General features: G+C 63.7%; 16 protein-coding genes and 1 tRNA gene. 9 read left to right on the forward strand and 8 right to left on the reverse strand.

The genetic code is table 11. The features are described from left to right. Positions 1-115 precede the first annotated feature (115 nt). The 5 genes from NGM99_RS01210 (at position 116) to NGM99_RS01230 (ending at position 5,595) form a co-directional block, all read left to right on the forward strand. Positions 116-2,110, forward strand: a complete 1,995-nt coding sequence (locus NGM99_RS01210) for a GumC family protein (protein ID WP_252815222.1) — start codon at positions 116-118, stop codon at positions 2,108-2,110. A gap of 185 nt (positions 2,111-2,295) precedes the next feature. Further along, positions 2,296-2,754: a hypothetical protein gene (locus NGM99_RS01215; RefSeq protein WP_252815223.1), complete on the forward strand. Its 459-nt coding sequence runs from the start codon at positions 2,296-2,298 to the stop codon at positions 2,752-2,754. A gap of 207 nt (positions 2,755-2,961) precedes the next feature. After that, positions 2,962-3,876 carry a bifunctional methylenetetrahydrofolate dehydrogenase/methenyltetrahydrofolate cyclohydrolase FolD gene (gene folD / locus NGM99_RS01220; protein ID WP_252815224.1) on the forward strand — a complete coding sequence of 305 codons (915 nt, stop codon included), beginning with the start codon at positions 2,962-2,964 and terminating at the stop codon, positions 3,874-3,876. A gap of 449 nt (positions 3,877-4,325) precedes the next feature. Next, positions 4,326-4,401, forward strand: a tRNA-Phe gene (locus NGM99_RS01225). Positions 4,402-4,632: 231 nt separating this feature from the next. After that, positions 4,633-5,595, forward strand: coding sequence for a GlxA family transcriptional regulator (locus NGM99_RS01230; RefSeq protein WP_252815225.1), 963 nt, complete (start codon positions 4,633-4,635; stop codon positions 5,593-5,595). A gap of 53 nt (positions 5,596-5,648) precedes the next feature. Here NGM99_RS01230 and NGM99_RS01235 read toward each other — a convergent pair whose 3' ends face one another. Together NGM99_RS01235 and NGM99_RS01240 are read right to left on the reverse strand one after the other, a co-directional pair. After that, a complete protein-coding gene (locus NGM99_RS01235; RefSeq protein ID WP_252815226.1) occupies positions 5,649-6,413 on the reverse strand; it encodes a DUF5131 family protein in 765 nt (254 codons plus the stop codon). Next, positions 6,414-7,526 (reverse strand): three-Cys-motif partner protein TcmP, encoded by a 1,113-nt coding sequence (locus tag NGM99_RS01240; protein ID WP_252815227.1) that lies wholly within the window; start codon positions 7,524-7,526, stop codon positions 6,414-6,416. A gap of 641 nt (positions 7,527-8,167) precedes the next feature. Here NGM99_RS01240 and NGM99_RS01245 point away from each other — a divergent pair. The 3 genes from NGM99_RS01245 to uvsE are packed head-to-tail and all read left to right on the forward strand — an operon-like array spanning position 8,168 to position 10,659. Next, the gene (locus NGM99_RS01245; RefSeq protein WP_252815228.1) at positions 8,168-8,503 is read left to right on the forward strand and encodes a hypothetical protein; all 336 of its coding nucleotides are present in this window, start codon (positions 8,168-8,170) and stop codon (positions 8,501-8,503) included. A gap of 42 nt (positions 8,504-8,545) precedes the next feature. Next, positions 8,546-9,607, forward strand: a complete 1,062-nt coding sequence (locus NGM99_RS01250) for a DHH family phosphoesterase (protein ID WP_252815229.1) — start codon at positions 8,546-8,548, stop codon at positions 9,605-9,607. Positions 9,608-9,615: 8 nt separating this feature from the next. Then, positions 9,616-10,659, forward strand: coding sequence for a UV DNA damage repair endonuclease UvsE (gene uvsE, locus NGM99_RS01255; protein ID WP_252815230.1), 1,044 nt, complete (start codon positions 9,616-9,618; stop codon positions 10,657-10,659). Between the two features lie 35 nt (positions 10,660-10,694). On the opposite strand, the gene edd is transcribed toward uvsE, so the two are convergent. The 4 genes from edd to NGM99_RS01275 all read right to left on the reverse strand — a co-directional run bounded on the left by edd (position 10,695) and on the right by NGM99_RS01275 (position 15,251). Beyond that, positions 10,695-12,515 (reverse strand): phosphogluconate dehydratase, encoded by a 1,821-nt coding sequence (gene edd / locus NGM99_RS01260; protein WP_252815231.1) that lies wholly within the window; start codon positions 12,513-12,515, stop codon positions 10,695-10,697. A gap of 31 nt (positions 12,516-12,546) precedes the next feature. Continuing rightward, positions 12,547-13,248: a 6-phosphogluconolactonase gene (gene pgl, locus NGM99_RS01265; RefSeq protein WP_252815232.1), complete on the reverse strand. Its 702-nt coding sequence runs from the start codon at positions 13,246-13,248 to the stop codon at positions 12,547-12,549. After that, positions 13,245-14,714, reverse strand: coding sequence for a glucose-6-phosphate dehydrogenase (zwf, locus tag NGM99_RS01270; RefSeq protein WP_252815233.1), 1,470 nt, complete (start codon positions 14,712-14,714; stop codon positions 13,245-13,247). Before zwf ends, pgl begins: the two co-directional genes overlap by 4 nt. A 207-nt stretch (positions 14,715-14,921) precedes the next feature. After that, the gene (locus tag NGM99_RS01275; protein ID WP_252815234.1) at positions 14,922-15,251 is read right to left on the reverse strand and encodes a hypothetical protein; all 330 of its coding nucleotides are present in this window, start codon (positions 15,249-15,251) and stop codon (positions 14,922-14,924) included. Positions 15,252-15,447: 196 nt separating this feature from the next. On the opposite strand from NGM99_RS01275, the gene NGM99_RS01280 reads away from it, so the two are divergent. Continuing rightward, a complete protein-coding gene (locus NGM99_RS01280) occupies positions 15,448-15,837 on the forward strand; it encodes a DoxX family protein (protein ID WP_252815235.1) in 390 nt (129 codons plus the stop codon). A gap of 53 nt (positions 15,838-15,890) precedes the next feature. Here NGM99_RS01280 and NGM99_RS01285 read toward each other — a convergent pair whose 3' ends face one another. Together NGM99_RS01285 and NGM99_RS01290 are read right to left on the reverse strand one after the other, a co-directional pair. Then, positions 15,891-17,177 carry an NAD(P)/FAD-dependent oxidoreductase gene (locus tag NGM99_RS01285; RefSeq protein WP_252815236.1) on the reverse strand — a complete coding sequence of 429 codons (1,287 nt, stop codon included), beginning with the start codon at positions 17,175-17,177 and terminating at the stop codon, positions 15,891-15,893. A gap of 60 nt (positions 17,178-17,237) precedes the next feature. After that, entirely contained in the window at positions 17,238-18,674 is a 1,437-nt protein-coding gene (locus NGM99_RS01290) for a glutamine synthetase family protein (protein WP_252815237.1), read from the reverse strand. Positions 18,675-18,741 lie beyond the last annotated feature (67 nt).

Consider the following 18,741-nt stretch of genomic DNA (forward strand, 5'->3'; position numbering starts at 1 on the left):
CTGCCACGCTCCGCTGAATGGGCGTGCCGGACGGAGCGTTAACCATCTCTTGCGCCGCCCGTGCTAGGCTTGCAAAAGATGCCGCACGAGAAACAGGCGGCCGGGGTCGAGGCGGATGTTTCAAACCGAGGATGGGCACAAGCCGGCAAGGGGTGGCTCGCTGCTTTCCGTGAAGCCGAGCGACAGGCCGGCCCACGAAAAGCGCCCGGCACTTTCACCGGCCGAAGCCGCTGCGATTGCCGAGCGCAACTGGCAGGACGCCAATCCCGTGTCGCCGACCCCGCAGCCCACGTCTGTGGATACCCTGCCGCCCGCGCCGCCAACCTCGCTTGCTGCTGCCATCGCCGCCGCCCGCGCGCGCCCAGGCCCGCCCCCATCCGAGCCCGGCCTGTTCGACCGCATGCGCGGCTGGGCCGCTGCCCGTGCCGCGACTGAGACGCCGTCCGAGGCTGATGCTGCGCCTCAAACGCCGCCCCCGCCGCCAGTCGCCCCCGCGGCCGATCTCGCCCCCCGCGCCACCCCCATCGCGCCGCGTCCCGAAACTGCGCCGCGTCCCATCATCGAATACGGCCCCATCCCCCTGGCTGATGCGTCGGGCGGCGGCACGTGGCGTCCGCTGATCGACCCGGTTCTCGTCGCCCGCCACGTCGCGCGTTCGAAAAGCCTGATCTTCGTCGGCGCGCTGCTGGGCGCCTTGATCGGCGTCGGCATCGCCGTCTCCACGCCCAAGCGCTACGAAGCCTCGACCGAGATCCTGATCGACCCGCGCGATCTCAAGCTCGTCGAGCGCGATCTCACCGGCGCCGGGCTCCCTTCCGAGGCCACCGTCGCCATCGTCGAGAACCAGGTCCGCGTTCTCACTTCCGGCAATGTGCTCGCCAAGGTCGTGTCCGACTTGCGACTTGCCGAGGACCCCGAATTCAACGGCACGCGCGGCGAGGGCGGTTTGCGCGGGCTTGTCGCCGACCTGCGCTCCCTGGTCTCGGGCGCCGGCCCGAGCGGTGATCCTTCCGTGCGTCGGCGCGCGCTCGCCATGGAGAACCTGCGCGAGAAGCTCGAAGTCTCCCGCACCGGCAAGACCTTCGTGATCCGCGTCGGGGCCATCACCGAGGAGCCGGAAAAGTCGGCCTCGATCGCCAACACCATGGCCGCGACCTTTCTGCAGACCTATGGCGAGATCCAGTCCGGCACTGCTGGCCGCGCCGCCGAAGAGCTCAACGCCCGCCTCAGCGAGCTGCGCAAGGGCGTCGAAGACGCCGAGCGCGCGGTGGAAACCTTCAAGGCCCAGAACGATCTGGTCGATGCGCAGGGCCGCCTGATCTCCGACGACGAGATCCTCAAGCTCAACGACCAGCTCGCCACCGCCCGTGCCCGCTCGCTCGAACTCGACGCCCGCGCGGCCTCCGCTCGCGGCGTCGATGCCAATGCCGTGCTCAACGGCGCGCTGCCCGAAGGCGTGTCGTCCAACCTCGTCACCGAACTGCGCGCGCAATATGCCGCGCAAAAGGCCGAGGCCGACCGTCTGGCCGTCCGCCTCGGCCCCCGCCACCCCCAGCTTCTGGCCGTCCAGGCGCAGCTTTCGGGCGCGCGCGAACAGCTCGAAGGCGAGCTCCGCCGCATCGTCACCTCGACCCAGGTCGAACAGCGCCGCGCCGCCGATCTCGTCGCGCAGCTTTCCGCGCGCCTGGCGCAGCTGAAAGTCCGCCAGGGCGACAACTCCTCTAATCTCGTCACGCTACGCGAGCTCGAGCGCGAAGCCACCTCCAAGCGCGCGGTCTATGAATCCTACCTGCTCCGCGCCCGCGAAACCGGCGAGCAGCAGGGCATCAACACCGCCAATATGAGCGTCATCTCTCCCGCCGAACCCCCGCTCGAAGCGCTGGGCCCCTCGCGCGCCATCATCTCGCTCACCGGCCTCATCCTCGGCGCCCTCGCAGGCCTCGGCCTCGCCATCCTCCTCGGCGCCTGGGCCTCCCTTCGCGCCCGCACGACCGAACCGGTCCGCACCAGCTCCGACACCACGGCGGAAGTCGAACACCTCCGCGCCAGCCTCCAGTCCTTGCGCGAAACCGTGCGCGAACTGACCGAGGCGCGGGCAGGGCGGGGATAAACCGACGCGTCGAACCGCCCTCTGAACTGTCCGCTTCGCTTCTCGGACTTCGACAGGATAGGAGAACCCTGTTCCGTCAGCGACAATGGCAGCTACCGAATTCGTCATGTCGGTCCCCACCTCGCGACCGGGAAGGGATGGTTTCCTGCCAGTCGGCTTTCGGGTGATAGTGCCGGAAAGCTGACATGGGAGCATTCGTTGTGGCTTGGGATATCGAACCTTTCATCGGCATGGGAAGCCTTCGCTTTGGTATGTCGCCTTCAGCGGTTGCGGATCTTATCGGAGCGCCCGAGAGCACGCGTGCCAAAGAAACCCGACTCAGGGAGTTCAGGGATGTCGATCTTCCGATCCTCACCTACGACCGTGAGACGCTTGTCGAGATCGAAGCCTTCTACGACGTGCCGGACGTCACCTACCAAGGCATGAACGTTTTCGGTATCTCCGGCCTTCAATGCCTCCAAGCATTGGAAACGGCCAATGGTGGAGCTCTGCACGACGTCGGTGTCGTGCTGTTCGCCCAAATCGGCCTGACCTGCGGGCGTTTGGATGAGGATGCCCAAGGCGACCATTCGGTCGCGGCCTTCTCCCGTGGTTTCTGGGACGACAAACTCGCCGATTTTGAGCCGATCTCTTTCCTGCGGTGAGCTAGACGAGAAACGTCGTCGAATAGCAGCTTTCGAGCACCGTTCGACTTCAAGGAATGGCTTGGTTGGGGTCGGAAGGGGCCATACGCGAATCGCCATCCGCTCTGACGCCAGCTACTCACCCCAAATCCACCAAAATCCGCCGCTCCCGAGCTACCCCTGCCGCTCCAAACCGTGCATACCTCCGCGAAACACGAGGGAGCCCCCATGCCAGCCACGGTCATCGACGGAAAACTCCAGTCCGAGCGCGTCGCCGAACGCGTCAAGACGCTGGCCTCCGAGCTCAACCTGCAAACCGGCAAGAAGCCGGGCCTGGCCGTGGTGCTCGTCGGCGACGATGCCGCGAGCCAGGTCTATGTGGGCGCGAAGACCCGCAAGGCGGCCGAATGCGGTTTCCATTCCGTCCAGCACACGCTGCCGTCCGACACCACCGAAGACCAGCTGGCCGAACTCGTCGATCAGCTCAACGCCGACCCCACCATCCACGGCATCCTCGTGCAACTGCCGCTGCCCGATGGCATCAACGCGCCCCGCATCATCCAGTCGATTTCGGCCGAAAAGGATGTGGACGGCTTCCACTTCCTCAATGTCGGCATGGTCGGCGTCGGCGAGTTCGCCAACGCCTTCGTGCCCTGCACCCCCGCCGGCGCGATGCTCCTGATCGAGCAGATCCACGGCCGCGATCTTTCGGGCCTGAACGCGGTCGTGGTCGGCCGCTCCAACATCGTCGGCAAGCCGATGGCGAACCTCCTGATTGCCCACAACGCCACCGTCACGGTCGCCCACAGCCGCACGAAAGATCTGCCCGGCACGGTGCGTCAGGCCGATATCGTGGTCGCAGCCGTCGGCCGCCCCCATCTCGTCAAGGGCGATTGGCTGAAACCCGGCGCGACCGTCATCGATGTCGGCATCAATCGCGTGCCCGCCCCCGACAAGGGGGAGAACAAGTTCCGCCTCGTCGGCGACGTGGATTATGCCGAGGCCGCCCAGGTCGCCGGCGCCATCACCCCCGTCCCCGGCGGCGTCGGCCCCATGACGATCTCGCTGCTGATGGCCAACACCCTCGTCTCCGCCTACCGCGAAGCCGGCCTGCCCAAGCCGAGCTTCTCGCTCGACAAGTAAGGGAGACGGCACCCCGGCCGGCGATAAGCCATAGAGCAGGCTTCTCGAGCGTCGCAGGCCCCGAGCCATATGAGGAGCGGGGCGGACAGCAGCCCTTGCGCCATCGCGTAGAGGGCAGGGACGACGCTCAAACCCCTGCCAGTGCCCCGGAAACCCCGACGGCCCCCGGTCTCCACGCCCGAAGGCATGCCACCCTCATGGCATGGCCTCCCGGCTCGGGCCCGAGGCCCGCGAATCCACGCCTCGTGCTGTCACCACCCGTGCAGCGGGTCGGAACCCGTTCTGAAACGCGAGCAAACCGTACGGCCGATGCCTCTCATCCCCACAGGAGGCGTCGGGTTTATCTGCTGATGGGTTGGAATAGCCGAGGCGTCACCCCCACCCCTTACCCCTCCCCGAAACGAGGAGGGAAGGACGTGAGCGTGGCATCTGTACCTGTCGACCGGAGTGTCCCGGTCGCTCAGTCGGTAGAGCATGCGATTGAAAATTGCAGTGTCGGTGGTTCGATTCCGCCCCTGGGCCCCATTCCGTTGAGCCAGCCGACAAGCTTTGAAGTGAGGCTCGGCAAAGATGTCCCCCTCCCACCCGTGGGGAGGGGCAATGGGCGGGGAACAGGCTGGCCGCTTGGCGCAACACGTCCGCAACCCGTTCTCACGAACCACCCCCGCCGCTGGCCCTAAACCCCGCGTCGCCCGGCCCCTATCACCGCCCACCTCCCCACGCTAAAACCGGCCGCACCCTCATCCCGGCCGCCTCATGCCCGAACCGCTCACGCCCACCCGCCACTTCGCCTTCCTGCTCGTCGACAAGTTCGCGATGTTCAGCCTCGCAGCCGCCATCGATGCCGTGCGCTCGGCCAATCGCCTGCTCGGCCACGACAGCTATTCCTGGACCACCGTGTCCGTCGATGGCGATGCGGTGACGGCGTCGAACGGCCTGCCGCTCAAGGTCGATTATGCCGTGTCCGACCTCGGCGCCGTGGATATCCTGTTCGTCTGCGCAGGGCTTGCGCTCGAATTCCCTGGCAAGAGCAAGGCGCTCGCTGCCTTGCGCGCGCTCGGCCGAAAGGGAGCGGCGCTCGGCGGCCTTTCGGTCGGCGCGCATATCCTGGCCGAAGCCGGCCAGCTCGACGGGTTCCGCTGCACCATCCACTGGGAGAACCGCGCCGGCTTTCAGGAAAAATTCCCCGAGATCGAATGCACCGGCAACGTGTTCGAGATCGACCGCAAGCGCTACACCTGCGCGGGCGGCACGACCTCGATCGACCTGATGCTGGAGATCATCCGCACCGATCACGGCGCCAACCTCGCCAATTTGGTGGCCAACCAGTTCCAGCACGAGCGCATCCGCTCGGCCACCGACCGCCAGCGCGTGGGCCCCGAGCGCGACCTTTCGGCCAAGTCCGACAAGCTGCGCCGCATCGTGGAAACCATGGCCGACCATCTCGACGAGCCCTTGTCGGCGGTGCAGCTGGCGAAGGGGGCGGGCCTGTCCGTGCGCCAGGTCGAGCGCCTGTTCCTGCGCCATCTCTCGGTGACGCCCGGCCGCTACTACATGCGCCTGCGCCTCGAACGCGCCCGCGAGCTTCTGCGCCAAACCAACATGCCCATCCTCGACGTCGCCATCGCCACCGGCTTCACCTCCCACAGCTACTTCGCGCAGAGCTACCGGTTGCTGTTTGGACGGCCGCCGAGCGAGGAGCGGCGGACGACTTATTGAGAACGACAGCGCTTGTAAAAGCTAAGCGTGCGAGTCCGCTATTATGACGCCCCCTAGATGAATGAGGACGATAGCGCTCCTCCTGGCATTTCATCCCAAGTCCTATTATCCAAAACGCGACCGGTACTCTTCTTGTTAACACCGCCCCATTGCTTGAAATGGAAAGCGACGTTCGAAATCTCGCAAAGATCGCGAATGGTTCTCACCCATTCGGCATCCATGGGTCGGGCACCGGGCCCACTTTCCCCGCCAGCGATGACCCAATCGATCCCATGAAGCTGCAAGTCATCCAGTGGTCCGAGCAAGGGCTCCAAGCTTAGAAATTTAATTTTTGCGCCGGATACACGGAGATCATCGACCCTGAAAAGATAGTCAGAATTCTCGACGCTAACCCCCATCCATATATTTTGATGCCAGATCAAAGAACTGGAAATTTCCCTGAGTCGATCAGCTCTCTTAGTCAGAACCTGATACGTATGGCGTGGCGTTTCTCCCATCACCGCAAAAACTTCCCTTATGAAATCCAAGGGGACATCTTCGTGAAAAAGATCAGACATCGAATTGACGAATATGTGTCTGCCTTTCCTCCACTGATGCGGTGCACGAAGCGCCTTATAATCAAGGTTTATACGTCCGTTCCACTTCGGGCGCCCCCCTGATATTCTTGTCGTGCCGGTATATTTAGGCTGACCCATTGCTTCTAGGCGCCCAGCCATTCGCATCGCGTAGCAATTCGTGCATCCAGGCGAAATGATGGTGCAGCCAGCTACTGGGTTCCAAGTAGCCTCAGTCCATTCGATACCGGAATTGGTAGCCATTTAAGTCTCCTTCGGAAACTTGAGTAGAACATGATCTGGATAGGTGTTCGCTCGCCGTTTCCCTTTTGTGGAGCGTGCGGTGATCTTGTTCTCACCCTCCAACTTTTTCAGGATATCTCGATAGTTGGGCCGAATGTACGGGCGATCCACACTATGCTCTTCGTACATCGTTTCGAAGTTTACTTCTCTTCCGGCGAAACTTGTCAAAAGATCTTGTTCCAAAGCACTTAAGGGCCTCGAAAGTGAGAAAAGAAGAGGCATGTCTGCGTCAGCGGGGGAGTACGTCAATGAAGGTACTCCTTCGTCATGCGTAGAGCTCTCTTTAGCCATGATATCCTTCATGATATCGTAGCCCTTAAAATGTGTGGAAACAAAAATTAGCTTGTGAGACGTCCTTGTCCCGTTAGCATTCTTGAAGGTGAAGGGAAGAACATACGTTCCTCCAAGCCGCTTAATCTCCTCAGCAAGCGCTTCTAAAATGAGGGCTTCACGCAGTTCGGGTGATTTATTTTTCAACTCTTCTCTAAGTTGATCCGCACGCCTTTCGCCGAATAGTGCGTTCATATGTTTAGCGACTGCAGGATTGTTAATTCCTGCATTGATACGATTGTAATTGAAGAAGAAAACGCAGTCGCATCCCCAGTCTTTGATGACGCCATTCACGATCTCAAGTGAAAGCCCCTTGTATCCGAATGGATCAACAAAGGAAAATGATGGGATCATCCGAGTCTGCAGAAAGTACTTTGCCGCGTCCTCATCAACTTCGCCGCATGCGATTTCCGGTTTGAATCTTAACGAGTCAATGCCGGGGAGCTTACCAATTTCTGCTTCCAGCGTCGATGAATTGTCCTTATTGGCATCATTCAGCAATGCTACAAGCATCTTAGACATTTTCGGATGTGCTATCGCTCGTTCAATGACCAATAGTGGTGTTGACGCTGAACCATCCCTGTACCTGCCCGGACCCGCGTACAAATCGATGTACGCAATTTTCCCATCTCTCCTCTCTGCGGTAGGCATTACGACCTGCGCCCATGCGTTGAAATACTTCTCGACGATCCGCGCTTTCACTTCGGACTGATCGCTGCGTTCCTCAAAAAATCTCTTCGACATATTTCCCCGTCACCCCTCGTGTCTAGAACAAAAAGGGAACATCGTCAACGATGTGATCAACCGAAAACGAGTTCAACCTGCTGCCCTTTTAATTGGCTGAGTAACGCGAGTTGATCCAGCGGAGATATGATTTATTCGCAAGTAAAATTCTGTGCGTGCAATGGATAAACTAGCCTGTGCACGAAAAGGCGTGCGAGGTTCCATAAAATCGCGGATTACCCGCTAAGATCGGACAAGTTGCGAGAAGTGGTTTTAATTTCATTCACCCCCTCCCGCCCTGCCATATCCTCCCCCTCGCTCCTTCTCGGGAAGGCGGGTCATGAACCGAGGACACGCGAGGGAGACGGTGCCGGGTTGGTCGTGCGGGTCGGTTCGCATGGCTGGGTGATGAGCCCCTAAGCCCGGGCCCCAAGTGAGGAGCGTGGGTAGCGCCGCGCTCTGTGGACCTAGGGCAAGAACACCGCACCGGCGCATGGCGCGAGCCATGCTTACACTAAAGCGACTGACGGCAAGCGCCATGCGCCGGCTTCCCGACTGCGCTTTTCCCCGAAAACCCCGGCTGGGTTCCCAGCGCGGCAGCGTTTTAGCGCGCCTGCACCTCCCACAACGACGCCCTCAAGCAAACGGAGCCCGATCCCGCGATGCGCCGCAAGCCGCTTAAAAAAGCGCCCACCCGCTATCTCGCCGTGGAGGACCGGCTCCCGCTCAAGCCGGAAGAGGCGTTCAGCGAGGACATCCTGTCCGTGCGCCTCTGGGCACTCAACCTCGACGGCGTTTATCGCCGCTGCACCCGCCGCGAATGCCGCCGCTTCGAAAGCTGCCTGTCGCCCTCCACCACACCCCGCCTCGACTGTCGCGGCCAGCCCGGCCCGGATGTGGAAGCGCGCAGCGAAGGCATGGAGCTTCTCGTGCGGCGCCTCGCCAGCGGCAAGCCGCTGCCGCAATCCACCGTCCCGCGCGCGCTTTTGAAAAGGTGAGGCGCGTGCGAACGTTCCGCGCCGCTTGGCGTTCACCACCCCATGATCACGCACGTGCCCCCGCCGGACACCAAGGAACTCGCCGCCAAGGCCCTCTTCGCGGAAGGCATCGAACGGTTCAGCAAAGAAAAGCCTATCCTCGTGATGGGCCATTTCGACGCCGACGGCCTGTCCGCGACCGCGATATTCCTGCGCTCTCTCGCCCGCGCCGGTTGGCAGGCAGAGCCCCGCATCGTCGGCCGCGGCGAGAACGCGTGGTCGGATGCGATGCGCGCCGAGATGAAGGACGCCGATTATGGCGGCCTCATCGTCACCGATCTCGGCACCAGCAGCGGCTCGATCGCCCCGCACATCCCGACGATCGTGGTCGATCACCACGTCCCCACCGGCTTCCCCGACGAGGCGGTCACGATCTCGGGCGCCGCATCCGACCCGATCCCCACCTCCAGCCTTCTCGCCCTCCGCGCCTGCGCGGCGCTCGGCGACACCGACGACCTCCTCTGGCTCGCGGCAATCGGCCTCATCGGCGATCTCGCCGACAAGGATCCGTGGCCCGAACTCGAGGCTGCCCGCGCGCGCTACGGCATCACGGCACTGCGCAACGCCGTTTCCCTCATCAACGCCCCCCGCCGCGCTTCCGCCGCCGACACGCGGCCAGCGCTCGCCCTTTTGATGAAAGGCGAGGGTCCCAAGGATGTGACGAGCGGCAAGTTCCCTGAAACCCAGGCCCTTCTCGCCGCCAAGGCCGAGGTGAACGAAGAACTCGACCGCGCCAAGCGCGTGGGGCCCAAGGTGGTCGGCGATGTCGCCCTCGTCCAGTTCGCTTCCCCCTGCCAGATCCACCCGCTCGTCGCCCAGAGCTGGCGCGGGCGGTTGAAGAACAAGATCGTGATTGCGGCCAACACCGCCTATTCGCCCGACCGCATCCACTTCGCCGCCCGCACATCCGGCGCGCACGACCTGCTCGAATTCTTCGCGCAGAACCGCCCGCCGGGTGCCGACGAGCAATATGGCCGCGGCCACCGCCAGGCCTCGGGCGGCGCGCTCAAGCCCGCCGACTGGCGCATCTTTCTCGAAAAACTCGGTTTCGGAGACCAGCCATGAGACCAGCCATGACCAGCAGACCGATGCGCCTCGGCTTTCCCGTCAAGGTTCTGGGCGTGGAAGGCCTCAAGAGCAACGATGCGCGCCGCTGGCAGTCCAACCCGCATCTCAAGGTCAGCCTCGAATATCTCGACGCGATCCTCGACTATCTCGCGAAACACCGCATCGACATGTACCGCATGTCATCGGACGTCGCCCCATACGCGACGCATCCCGATATGCCGCAGTTCCACACCATGGTGGCGGAAAGCGACGCCGAACTCGCCGCCTTCGGCAAGAAGGCGCGCGATCTCGACATGCGCCTTTCCTTCCACCCGAGCCAGTACGTGCTCCTCAACAGCCCCGACCCGGAACTGACCCGCAAGAGCATCGCCGATATGCTCAGCCAGGCCGACATGCTCGACCGCATGGGGCTCGGGCCCGAAGCCGTGATGGTCACCCATGTCGGCGGCGTCTATGACGATCACGAAGCCTCCCGCGCCCGCTGGGCCGAGACCTGGAAGACGCTTCCCGAACCCGTGCGCCGCCGTCTCGTGCTCGAAAACGACGACCTCCGTTTTTCCGTCTCTGACGTGCTCTGGATCCACGAGCACACCGGCGTGCGCCTGATCTTCGACTACCAGCACCACTGGTGCCTCAACCCCGAAGGCCTCGACATGGTCGAGGGCTTGGCGCGCGTGCTCGCCTCATGGCCCGAGGGTGTGCGCCCGAAGATTCACTTCTCCAGCCCCCGCACCGAAATGCGCACGCTCGAGCGCAAGGACCGCAAGACCGGCAAGAAGGTGAAGGTCCTCGCGCCCCCGATCTGGACCGGTCACGCCGATTTCGTGAACCCCTTCGAATTCGCCCGCTTCATGCGCGACGCCGAAGGCATGGTCTTCGACGTGATGCTGGAATCGAAATCCAAGGACCTGAGCCTGCTCAAGCTCCGCCCCGACCTGCTCCGCTACGCGCCCGATGTCGCGGCAAGGTTCGGCCTCGAAAAAGACGACGAGCCGGTGCTCGAAGCGGAGGAAGAAAGCATCGAGGAGGACGTGGAAGCGGCAGCGTGAGGGCAGGGCGCTCGGCGCCCCGCCCGCTCGAGGTGTCAGGCCGCGAAAGCGCTCGCGCCTTCGTCCGCGCGGCCCACCAGCGCGCGGAAGCCTGAGAACAGTTCGCGCCCCATTCCAAACTGGTTGTGCGCGAGGCTCACCGTCGGGATTTCCCGCACAAGCAGCTCACTTTCGTCCACCAGTACATCCAGCGTGCCATTCTCGGCATCGAGACGAATCATATCGCCATCGCGGATCTTGCCGATCGAACCACCATCCAGCGCCTCGGGCGTAATATGTATCGCCGCGGGCACCTTGCCTGACGCACCGGACATGCGCCCGTCCGTCACCAGCGCCACCCGGAACCCGCGATCCTGCAGAATGCCGAGCGCGACGGTGAGCTTGTGCAGTTCGGGCATCCCGTTGGCCTTCGGCCCCTGGAACCGCACCACGGCCACGAGGTCACCCGTCAGTCGCCCTTCCTTGAACGCCGCGTTCAGCTCTTCCTGATCGTGGAACACCACAGCCGGCGCCTCAATCAGGTGGCGATCCGGCTTCACCGCAGAGGTCTTGATGACGCCCCGCCCCAGATTGCCTTCCAGAACCTTGAGCCCGCCCGATGGCTGGAACGCCTGCGGCAGCTTCGCCAAGACCTTCGGGTCGCCGCTTTCAAGCGGTGCCGCCTCGCGCGCCACCGTCCCGTCGGCCCCGAGCCGCGCCTCGACCGCATAGCCGCGCAAGCCTTCGCCCCAGATCGTCTGGACGTCCTCATGCAGCAACCCGCCATCGAGCAGCTCACGGATCAAGAAGCCCATGCCGCCTGCGGCCTGGAAATGGTTCACGTCGGCCAGCCCGTTCGGATAAACGCGCGCCAGAAGCGGCACCGCATCCGCCAGGTCGGAGATATCACCCCAGGTCAGCTTGATGCCGGCTGCCGCCGCCATCGCGATCAGGTGAATCGTGTGATTGGTCGAGCCGCCCGTCGCATGAAGGCCGACGACGCCGTTCACTACCGAACGCTCGTCGATCATGCGGCCCACAGGCGTGAATTCGTTGCCGAGTGCGGTGATCGCCAGCGCGCGCTTGGTCGCCTCCCGCGTCAGCGCATCGCGCAAGGGCGTGTTCGGATTGACGAAGGAGGCGCCCGGCGTGTGCAGGCCCATGATCTCCATCAGCATCTGGTTGGAATTCGCCGTGCCGTAGAAGGTGCAGGTGCCCGGCCCGTGATAGGATTTGGATTCGGCCTCCAGCAGTTCCGCGCGTCCGATCTTGCCCTCCGCATAGAGCTGGCGAACCTTCGCCTTCTCGTCGTTGGGCAAGCCCGAGGTCATCGGCCCGGCGGGCACGAACACTGCCGGAAGATGGCCGAAGGTGAGGGCCGCGATCACGAGCCCCGGCACGATCTTGTCGCAGACGCCGAGGAAGACGGCCGCATCGAACATGTTGTGCGACAGTCCGACGGCCGCCGACATCGCGATCACGTCGCGCGAGAAAAGCGACAGCTCCATGCCTGGCTGGCCCTGGGTCACGCCGTCGCACATGGCCGGCACGCCGCCCGCGACCTGCGCCACGCCGCCTGCCTGGCGCGCCGCCTCACGGATCAGCGCCGGATAGGTCTCGAACGGCTGATGCGCCGAGAGCATGTCGTTGTAGGAGGTGATGATACCGAGATTGGGCACCCGGTTTTCGGCCAGCATCGCCTTTTCGGCGGGCGAGCAGACGGCGAAGCCGTGCGCGAGGTTGCCGCAGCCCAACACCGCGCGGTTGGCGCCGCGTCGCTCGCCTGCATCCACCCGCGCGAGATAGGCCTCACGGCTGGCCCGCGAGCGCTCGCGGATACGGTTGGTGACGGCTTCGATTGTGGGTGCGGCGGTCATCGCCGTGCCTCCTTGCGGGTCAGGTTATATCTCAGGGTGCCCAGAACACCTCGATGGGACGTTCGAGCGCTTCAGCGACGACGCGGATCGGCAGAGCCGGATCGGATGCCATCGCGTGCTCGAAGGCCTCGCGCTTGGCTGCGCCTTCGATATGCAGGAATGTCTGGCCGGCATGCACCACGAGCGGCAGCGTCAGTGTCAGCCGAGGCTCCTCGGTGCTCGCCGCATGGATCGCCATCACGCGCTTCGGGTTGGCGCGGTCGAGCGCCAGGCCCAATTCCTGCGCATCCGGAAAAAAGGACAGCGTGTGCCCGTCATTGCCCATGCCGAGCACGGCCACGTCGAGCGGCAGCGGGCTTTGCGCGAACTCGGAATCCGCCAGCTTCGCGGCCTGCTCGACGTCTTCGGCCTGATGAAACAGCGGCAGGAAGCGCGCGGCTTCGGCTTTGTGGGTCAACAGGTTCTCGCGCACCAGCTTCTCGTTCGAGCGCTCATGCGCAGGCGGCACGAAACGCTCGTCGCAAAGTGTCACGGTCGTTTGCGCCCAAGGGATTTCAGCGCCCGACAGCACTTCGAAGAAGCGCTTGGGTGTCGAGCCGCCGGAAACGGCAAGAAGCCCGGTGCCCTTGGTTTCCACGGCCTGTGCAAGGCGGCGTGACACCGCCTCGCTCAAGCGTTGCGCCAGTTCCTCGCGCGAGCCGAACTCGCGCCAGTGGAAGCGCGCCTCCGTCATTCGCTTTCGTGCCAGGTGCGGCCGTCGCGCTCGATCAGCGCGATCGAGCCCGAAGGGCCCCAGGTGCCTGCTGTGTAAGCCTGCGGCTCCTGGCGGTTTTCTTCCCAGCCCTGCAGGATCGGGTCGATCCACTTCCATGCGGCCTCGACCTCGTCGCGGCGCATGAACAGCGTCTGGTTGCCACGCACCACATCCATGATCAGGCGCTCATAGGCGTCCGGATTGCGCTCGCCGAAGGATTCCGCGAAGGTCATGTCGAGCGGGACCGAGCGCAGGCGCATGCCGCCCGGGCCCGGATCCTTGATCATGATCACCTGCTTTACGCCCTCGTCGGGCTGCAGGCGGATGATCAGCTGGTTGTTGGAGATGACGCCCGCGCTCTCGTCGAAGATCGAGTGCGGGATCTTCTTGAACTCGATCACGATCTCGGAAAGCCGGCTTGCGAGACGCTTGCCCGTGCGCAGGTAGAAGGGCACGCCGGCCCAGCGCCAGTTGTCCAACTCGGCCTTGATCGCCACGAATGTCTCGGTGCCGCTTTCGGAGCCCAGCTCGTCCGCATAGCCCTTCACCGCACCACCGGCGGAAGCGCCCGCCTTGTACTGGCCGCGAACGGTCACGCGCGGGGATTCCGCACCGTTGATGCGCTTGAGCGAGCGCAGGACCTTCAGCTTCTCGTCGCGCACGGCGTCGCCGTCGAAGGAGTTCGGCACTTCCATGGCGACGAGGCAGAGCAGCTGCAGGATGTGGTTCTGCACCATGTCGCGAAGCGCGCCGGCCTTGTCATAATAGGACACGCGATCCTCGAGGCCCACGGTTTCGGCCACCGTGATCTGAACGTGGTCGATATGGCCATGGCGCCAGAGCGGCTCGTAGAGCGCGTTGGCGAAGCGCAGCGCCATCAGGTTCTGCACCGTTTCCTTGCCGAGATAGTGATCGATGCGGAAGATCTGCGCTTCCTTGAAATGGCGGCCGATCTCGTCGTTGAGCGCCTTGGCCGATTCCAGGCTGCGCCCGATCGGCTTTTCCACCACGATGCGCGAGGCCGGCGTGATCAGACCTGTCTTTTCGAGGTTCTGCGAGATCGAGCCGAACAGCTGTGGCGCCACCGCCATGTAGAAAACACGGATGCGATCGTCGCCGTCCACCAGCGTCTTGATATCCTCGAAACCCTCACCGGAACTGCCGTCCGCGGCGGCATATTCCAGGCGCGCGATGAAGGTCTTGAGCTGCTCCTCGTCGAGGTCGCCCTTGGGCAGGTGCTCGCGCAACGCCTTGTCGGCGAAGTCGCGGTACTCCTGGCTCGACATCTTGGTGCGCGAGGAGCCGATGATGCGCGTGGGCTCGGCGAACTGGCCGGCACGCTGGCGCTGGTAGAGCGCAGGCAGGAGCTTGCGCTCCGCAAGATCGCCCGTGGCGCCGAAAACAACGAAGTCGAACGGATCGACGGGAATGGTCTGGCTGGTCATGGTCTGCCTTGGAAGGTTCGCACGAAGGAGCGCGGCTTCTGCCCGCTCACATATCAAATCGATTTAAAAACGCTAGTGCCTATAGCGTCGCATTGCGACAAAACGGCAAAAACAGCACTCGGCGGCTGCTCGCCTTGCGGGGCGGAACCTAGTGTTCGCCGCTCATTCTCGCAAGCGCGGAGACGAGAACGCTCCGTTCTCGGTCACTCATCCTGTTTGACCGTGGCCGCCGAGCAACCGTGTCGCCTGCACCTCGGCCGGCAGCCTGAGCAGGAACTCCTCGTCGCGCAGCAGACGATCAATCGCACGCGGGTCGCCGCCGGAAAACGACGCCATGGATGGCTCGCCCGCCCGGTAGGAGATGGTCATGAATTCCGAATAGCCGTCCGCGTTCTTTCGGAACGTCTGCACGCCCAGCGCTTTTTCGCGCAGCGGCAGAATGCCTTCCTCGAAATGACAGCGCTCGTACTCGTCGGCCCTCTCGGGCGCGCTTCTGCCCCGCCAGATGCGGGCGATGGTGGAAGTGGGCCCTGGCATCATCTCCTTCCGGATCGGAGATGGTTCAGTGCTTCCGCTCGCGCCACGGTTTCAAACGTCGCTGGAATGGCACGGCCGAGTGACAAGGCGATTGCGATCCTGTGGGTGAACGGAGCGTTCGCCGTCGCGCGGCTTGTGCGCCTGCGACAATTCGGCCAGCTTCCACGCAACTTCACTCCCAAGAAAGTTGCCTCAAGTGTTCGACCGTCTTTCCATCTACTCGCCCTATGCGCTCGCCGCCCTGCGCATCATCTCCGCGCTGCTCTTCATCGCGCACGGCACACAGAAGCTCTTCTCGTTCCCCGCACCGTTCCCCTATCTCCAGGCAGACGGCAGCCTGCCCACGCTTCTGCTGGTCGCATCCATCCTCGAAATCGTCGGCGGCATCCTGATCCTCGTCGGCTTCCTGACACGCCCGGTGGCGTTCCTGCTCAGCGGCATGATGGCTATCGCCTATTTCCTGATGCACGCCCCGCAGAACTTCTATCCGGTTCTCAACGGCGGCGACGCGGCCATCCTGTTCTGCTTCGTCTTCCTCTACCTCTTCTTCGCCGGCCCCGGCGCGCTCAGCGTCGACAAGCGCTAAGCACCGTCTCGACCCGGAACGAAAAGGGCGCCTGTCTGGCGCCCTTTTGGCCGTTAGATCCGGTCGCGCAGCGCGTACCAGCTCATGGCGAGAAACATCAGGGGCGCGCGGAAGCGCCGCCCGCCGGGAAAGGCCGGCACCTTCAGCTCCTCGAACAGCTTGAGCCGGTCGCGGTTTCCCGCAACCGTTTCGGCGTAGAGCTTGCCCACGAAATTGGCGAGCATCACGCCGTGGCCGGAATAGCCGCCAGCCGAGATCACGCCCGGCATCACCTCGCGCACGAAAGGCTTGCGCGGCATGGTGATCCCCACCGAGCCGCCCCAGGCATGCGTGATCTCCACATCTTTCAGCGCCGGATAAACTTCCGCGATCTGCCGCTGCATGGATGCGGCCAGATCGTTGGGAGCTGCGCTCGTATAGACCTCGCGCCCGCCGAACAGCAGCTCGCCCGTGGGCGTTCGCCGAAAATAGCGCACCACGAAGCGCGAATCGTCCACCGATTCGCGGCCAGGCAGCACAGGGCTATGGTCGCCCAGCGGCACCGTCGCACCGATGAACGAGCTGATCGGCATCACATGCGCCGCGCTCTCGGGCTCGAGTTCGCCGCCATAGGCATTGACCGCGACGAGCGCCTTGTCCGCCGTGATCGTACCACGCGCGGTTCTGATGCGAACCTTGCCACCCGTGGCTTCGATGCCGAGCGCCTTCGTATTCTCATGAAGCCTCGCGCCCGCCTGTGCCGCCACCCGCGCGGTGCCGATCACCAGCTTCATCGGATGCACATGCCCGGTGCCCGCATCGCGAATGCCGCCATGGTAGCGCGTCGAGCCGAGCCGCTCGGCAGTCTCCCGGGCATCCATCACGCTGATATGCGGATAGTCGAACCGCTCGCGCATCAGGTCGGCATGGCGGCGATATTCGTCGAGATAGCGCTTCTTGTGCACCACCGAGAGCTGGCCCGGCGTGAAATCGACATCGATGCCGTGCGTTCGCGTGAAGTCGAGCAGATGCGCCTTGGCTTCTTCGGCGAGATCGAACAGCGCCTTGGCGCGGGTGAGGCCCAGTTCCGCCTCGAGCTCTTCCGGCCAAAGCCGCTGGCCGGTGCCCATCTGCCCGCCATTGCGCCCCGAGGCGCCGTCGCCGAAGCGCGCGCCTTCGATCAGCACGACATCGACGCCGCGCTGCGCAAGGTGTGCGGCCGCAGACAATCCGGTGAAGCCGCCCCCGATGATCGCCACATCCGCGCGGGTTTCGCCATCGAGCGCCGGATAGGCCGGCCGTTCGCCGGCGGTCGCCTCATACCACGAGATGCCGGGCGAAATGGGAGACTGGTAGCTCATGGCGAAACACCGGGACGGGACGGATTGTTGCGAGCGGGGGAGGCGGGCCGAAGCGTAGCCTCACACATTCAGCAACAGATATTCCCGCTCCCAAGGGCTGATCACTTCCATGAAGGTCTCGAACTCGGCGCGCTTGATGGCCGCATAGGTCGAGATGAAGGAGTTGCCCAGAATGTTGCGCAGGTCCTCGTCGGCTTCGAACAGGTCCACGGCTTCCAGGAGCGAGCGCGGCAGGTCGATCTGGTCTGCGTTCGCGGTCGTCACCACCGGCGCGTCAGGCGCGATGCGATCCCTGATGCCGATCAATCCGCAGGCGAGCGAAGCGGCGATCGCGAGATAGGGATTGGCGTCGGAAGAGGGGATGCGGTTCTCCACGCGCCGTGCTGCCGGGTCCGAACGCGGCACGCGGAAGGCGGTCGTGCGGTTGTCGTAACCCCATTTGGTGTTGACCGGCGCGGATGCCGCCTGGGTCAGCCGTCGATAGGAGTTCACGTAAGGCGCGAACATCACCAGCGCGCTTGGAATGTGCTTCTGCATGCCGCCGATGAAATGCGCGAACGCATCGGTTTCCGACCCGTCCTTTTCCGAAAAGACGTTCTTGCCGGTCTTCGCATCGACGATCGACTGGTGGATATGCATGGCCGAACCCGGCTGGCCCTGAATGGGCTTGGCCATGAAGGTCGCGTAGATTTCGTGCTTGAGCGCCGCTTCGCGGATCGTGCGCTTGAACAGGAAGACCTGATCGGCCAGCTCCACCGGATCGCCATGGCGCAGGTTGATTTCGAGCTGGCCGGCACCCTCCTCGTGGATCAACGTATCGATCTCGAGGCCCTGGCCCTCCGAAAAATGGTAGATGTCGTCGATCAGCTCGTCGAACTCGTTGACGCCCGCGATCGAGTAACCCGCACCGCCGCCGATGGCCCGGCCCGAACGGCCGACGGGCGGCGTCAGAGGATAGTCGGGGTCCGGGTTCTTGCGCACGAGATAGAATTCGATCTCGGGCGCCACCACCGGCTTCAAGCCTTGCGCCTCATAGGCGGCGACCACCCGGCGCAACACGTTGCGTGGGGTGAACTCGACGCGGCGGCCGTCCTGATGAACGAGATCGCAGATCACCTGGGCCGTCGGATCGTCCTCCCACGGCACCTTGCAGAGCGTGGAAAGGTCGGGAACGAGCTTCAGGTCGCCGTCGTCCTCCGGATAGGAGAAGCCGTTGCCATCCTCCGGATAGCCGCCCGAGATCGTCGTCATGAACACCGCCGAGGGCAGGGCCAGCGAGGTGTTCGAGGTGAATTTCTTGGACGGCATCATCTTGCCGCGCGCGACACCCGCCTGATCGGGCGTGATGCACTCGATGTCCTCGATCTGGCGATAGTCGAGCCAATCTCCCGCTTCCTTCCAGTCCTTCACGCCGCGCAGATTGTTCACGAAGGGAGGCGTGCGAAAGCGCCCTCCGTTTTTCGACGGTTGGGCTGGCTTTTTCGCAGGTGGCATCATTCACCGGATGAGGTTGCGGATTGCTCGACTATAGCCGCCCGCGCCCACGCTTGGGAAGGGGAGGCGC

Source organism: Mesorhizobium liriopis, from assembly GCF_024053505.1.
GTDB lineage: Bacteria > Pseudomonadota > Alphaproteobacteria > Rhizobiales > Rhizobiaceae > Mesorhizobium_B > Mesorhizobium_B liriopis.

Excerpts from the sequence above, each read along its gene's own strand:
- NGM99_RS01210 (WP_252815222.1), top strand. The coding sequence starts at position 116 with ATGTTTCAAACCGAGGATGGGCACAAGCCGGCAAGGGGTGGCTCGCTG.
- NGM99_RS01215 (WP_252815223.1), top strand. The coding sequence starts at position 2,296 with ATGGGAGCATTCGTTGTGGCTTGGGATATCGAACCTTTCATCGGCATG.
- folD (WP_252815224.1), top strand. The coding sequence starts at position 2,962 with ATGCCAGCCACGGTCATCGACGGAAAACTCCAGTCCGAGCGCGTCGCC.
- NGM99_RS01230 (WP_252815225.1), top strand. The coding sequence starts at position 4,633 with ATGCCCGAACCGCTCACGCCCACCCGCCACTTCGCCTTCCTGCTCGTC.
- NGM99_RS01235 (WP_252815226.1), bottom strand. The coding sequence starts at position 6,413 with ATGGCTACCAATTCCGGTATCGAATGGACTGAGGCTACTTGGAACCCA.
- NGM99_RS01240 (WP_252815227.1), bottom strand. The coding sequence starts at position 7,526 with ATGTCGAAGAGATTTTTTGAGGAACGCAGCGATCAGTCCGAAGTGAAA.
- NGM99_RS01245 (WP_252815228.1), top strand. The coding sequence starts at position 8,168 with ATGCGCCGCAAGCCGCTTAAAAAAGCGCCCACCCGCTATCTCGCCGTG.
- NGM99_RS01250 (WP_252815229.1), top strand. The coding sequence starts at position 8,546 with ATGATCACGCACGTGCCCCCGCCGGACACCAAGGAACTCGCCGCCAAG.
- uvsE (WP_252815230.1), top strand. The coding sequence starts at position 9,616 with ATGACCAGCAGACCGATGCGCCTCGGCTTTCCCGTCAAGGTTCTGGGC.
- edd (WP_252815231.1), bottom strand. The coding sequence starts at position 12,515 with ATGACCGCCGCACCCACAATCGAAGCCGTCACCAACCGTATCCGCGAG.
- pgl (WP_252815232.1), bottom strand. The coding sequence starts at position 13,248 with ATGACGGAGGCGCGCTTCCACTGGCGCGAGTTCGGCTCGCGCGAGGAA.
- zwf (WP_252815233.1), bottom strand. The coding sequence starts at position 14,714 with ATGACCAGCCAGACCATTCCCGTCGATCCGTTCGACTTCGTTGTTTTC.
- NGM99_RS01275 (WP_252815234.1), bottom strand. The coding sequence starts at position 15,251 with ATGCCAGGGCCCACTTCCACCATCGCCCGCATCTGGCGGGGCAGAAGC.
- NGM99_RS01285 (WP_252815236.1), bottom strand. The coding sequence starts at position 17,177 with ATGAGCTACCAGTCTCCCATTTCGCCCGGCATCTCGTGGTATGAGGCG.
- NGM99_RS01290 (WP_252815237.1), bottom strand. The coding sequence starts at position 18,674 with ATGATGCCACCTGCGAAAAAGCCAGCCCAACCGTCGAAAAACGGAGGG.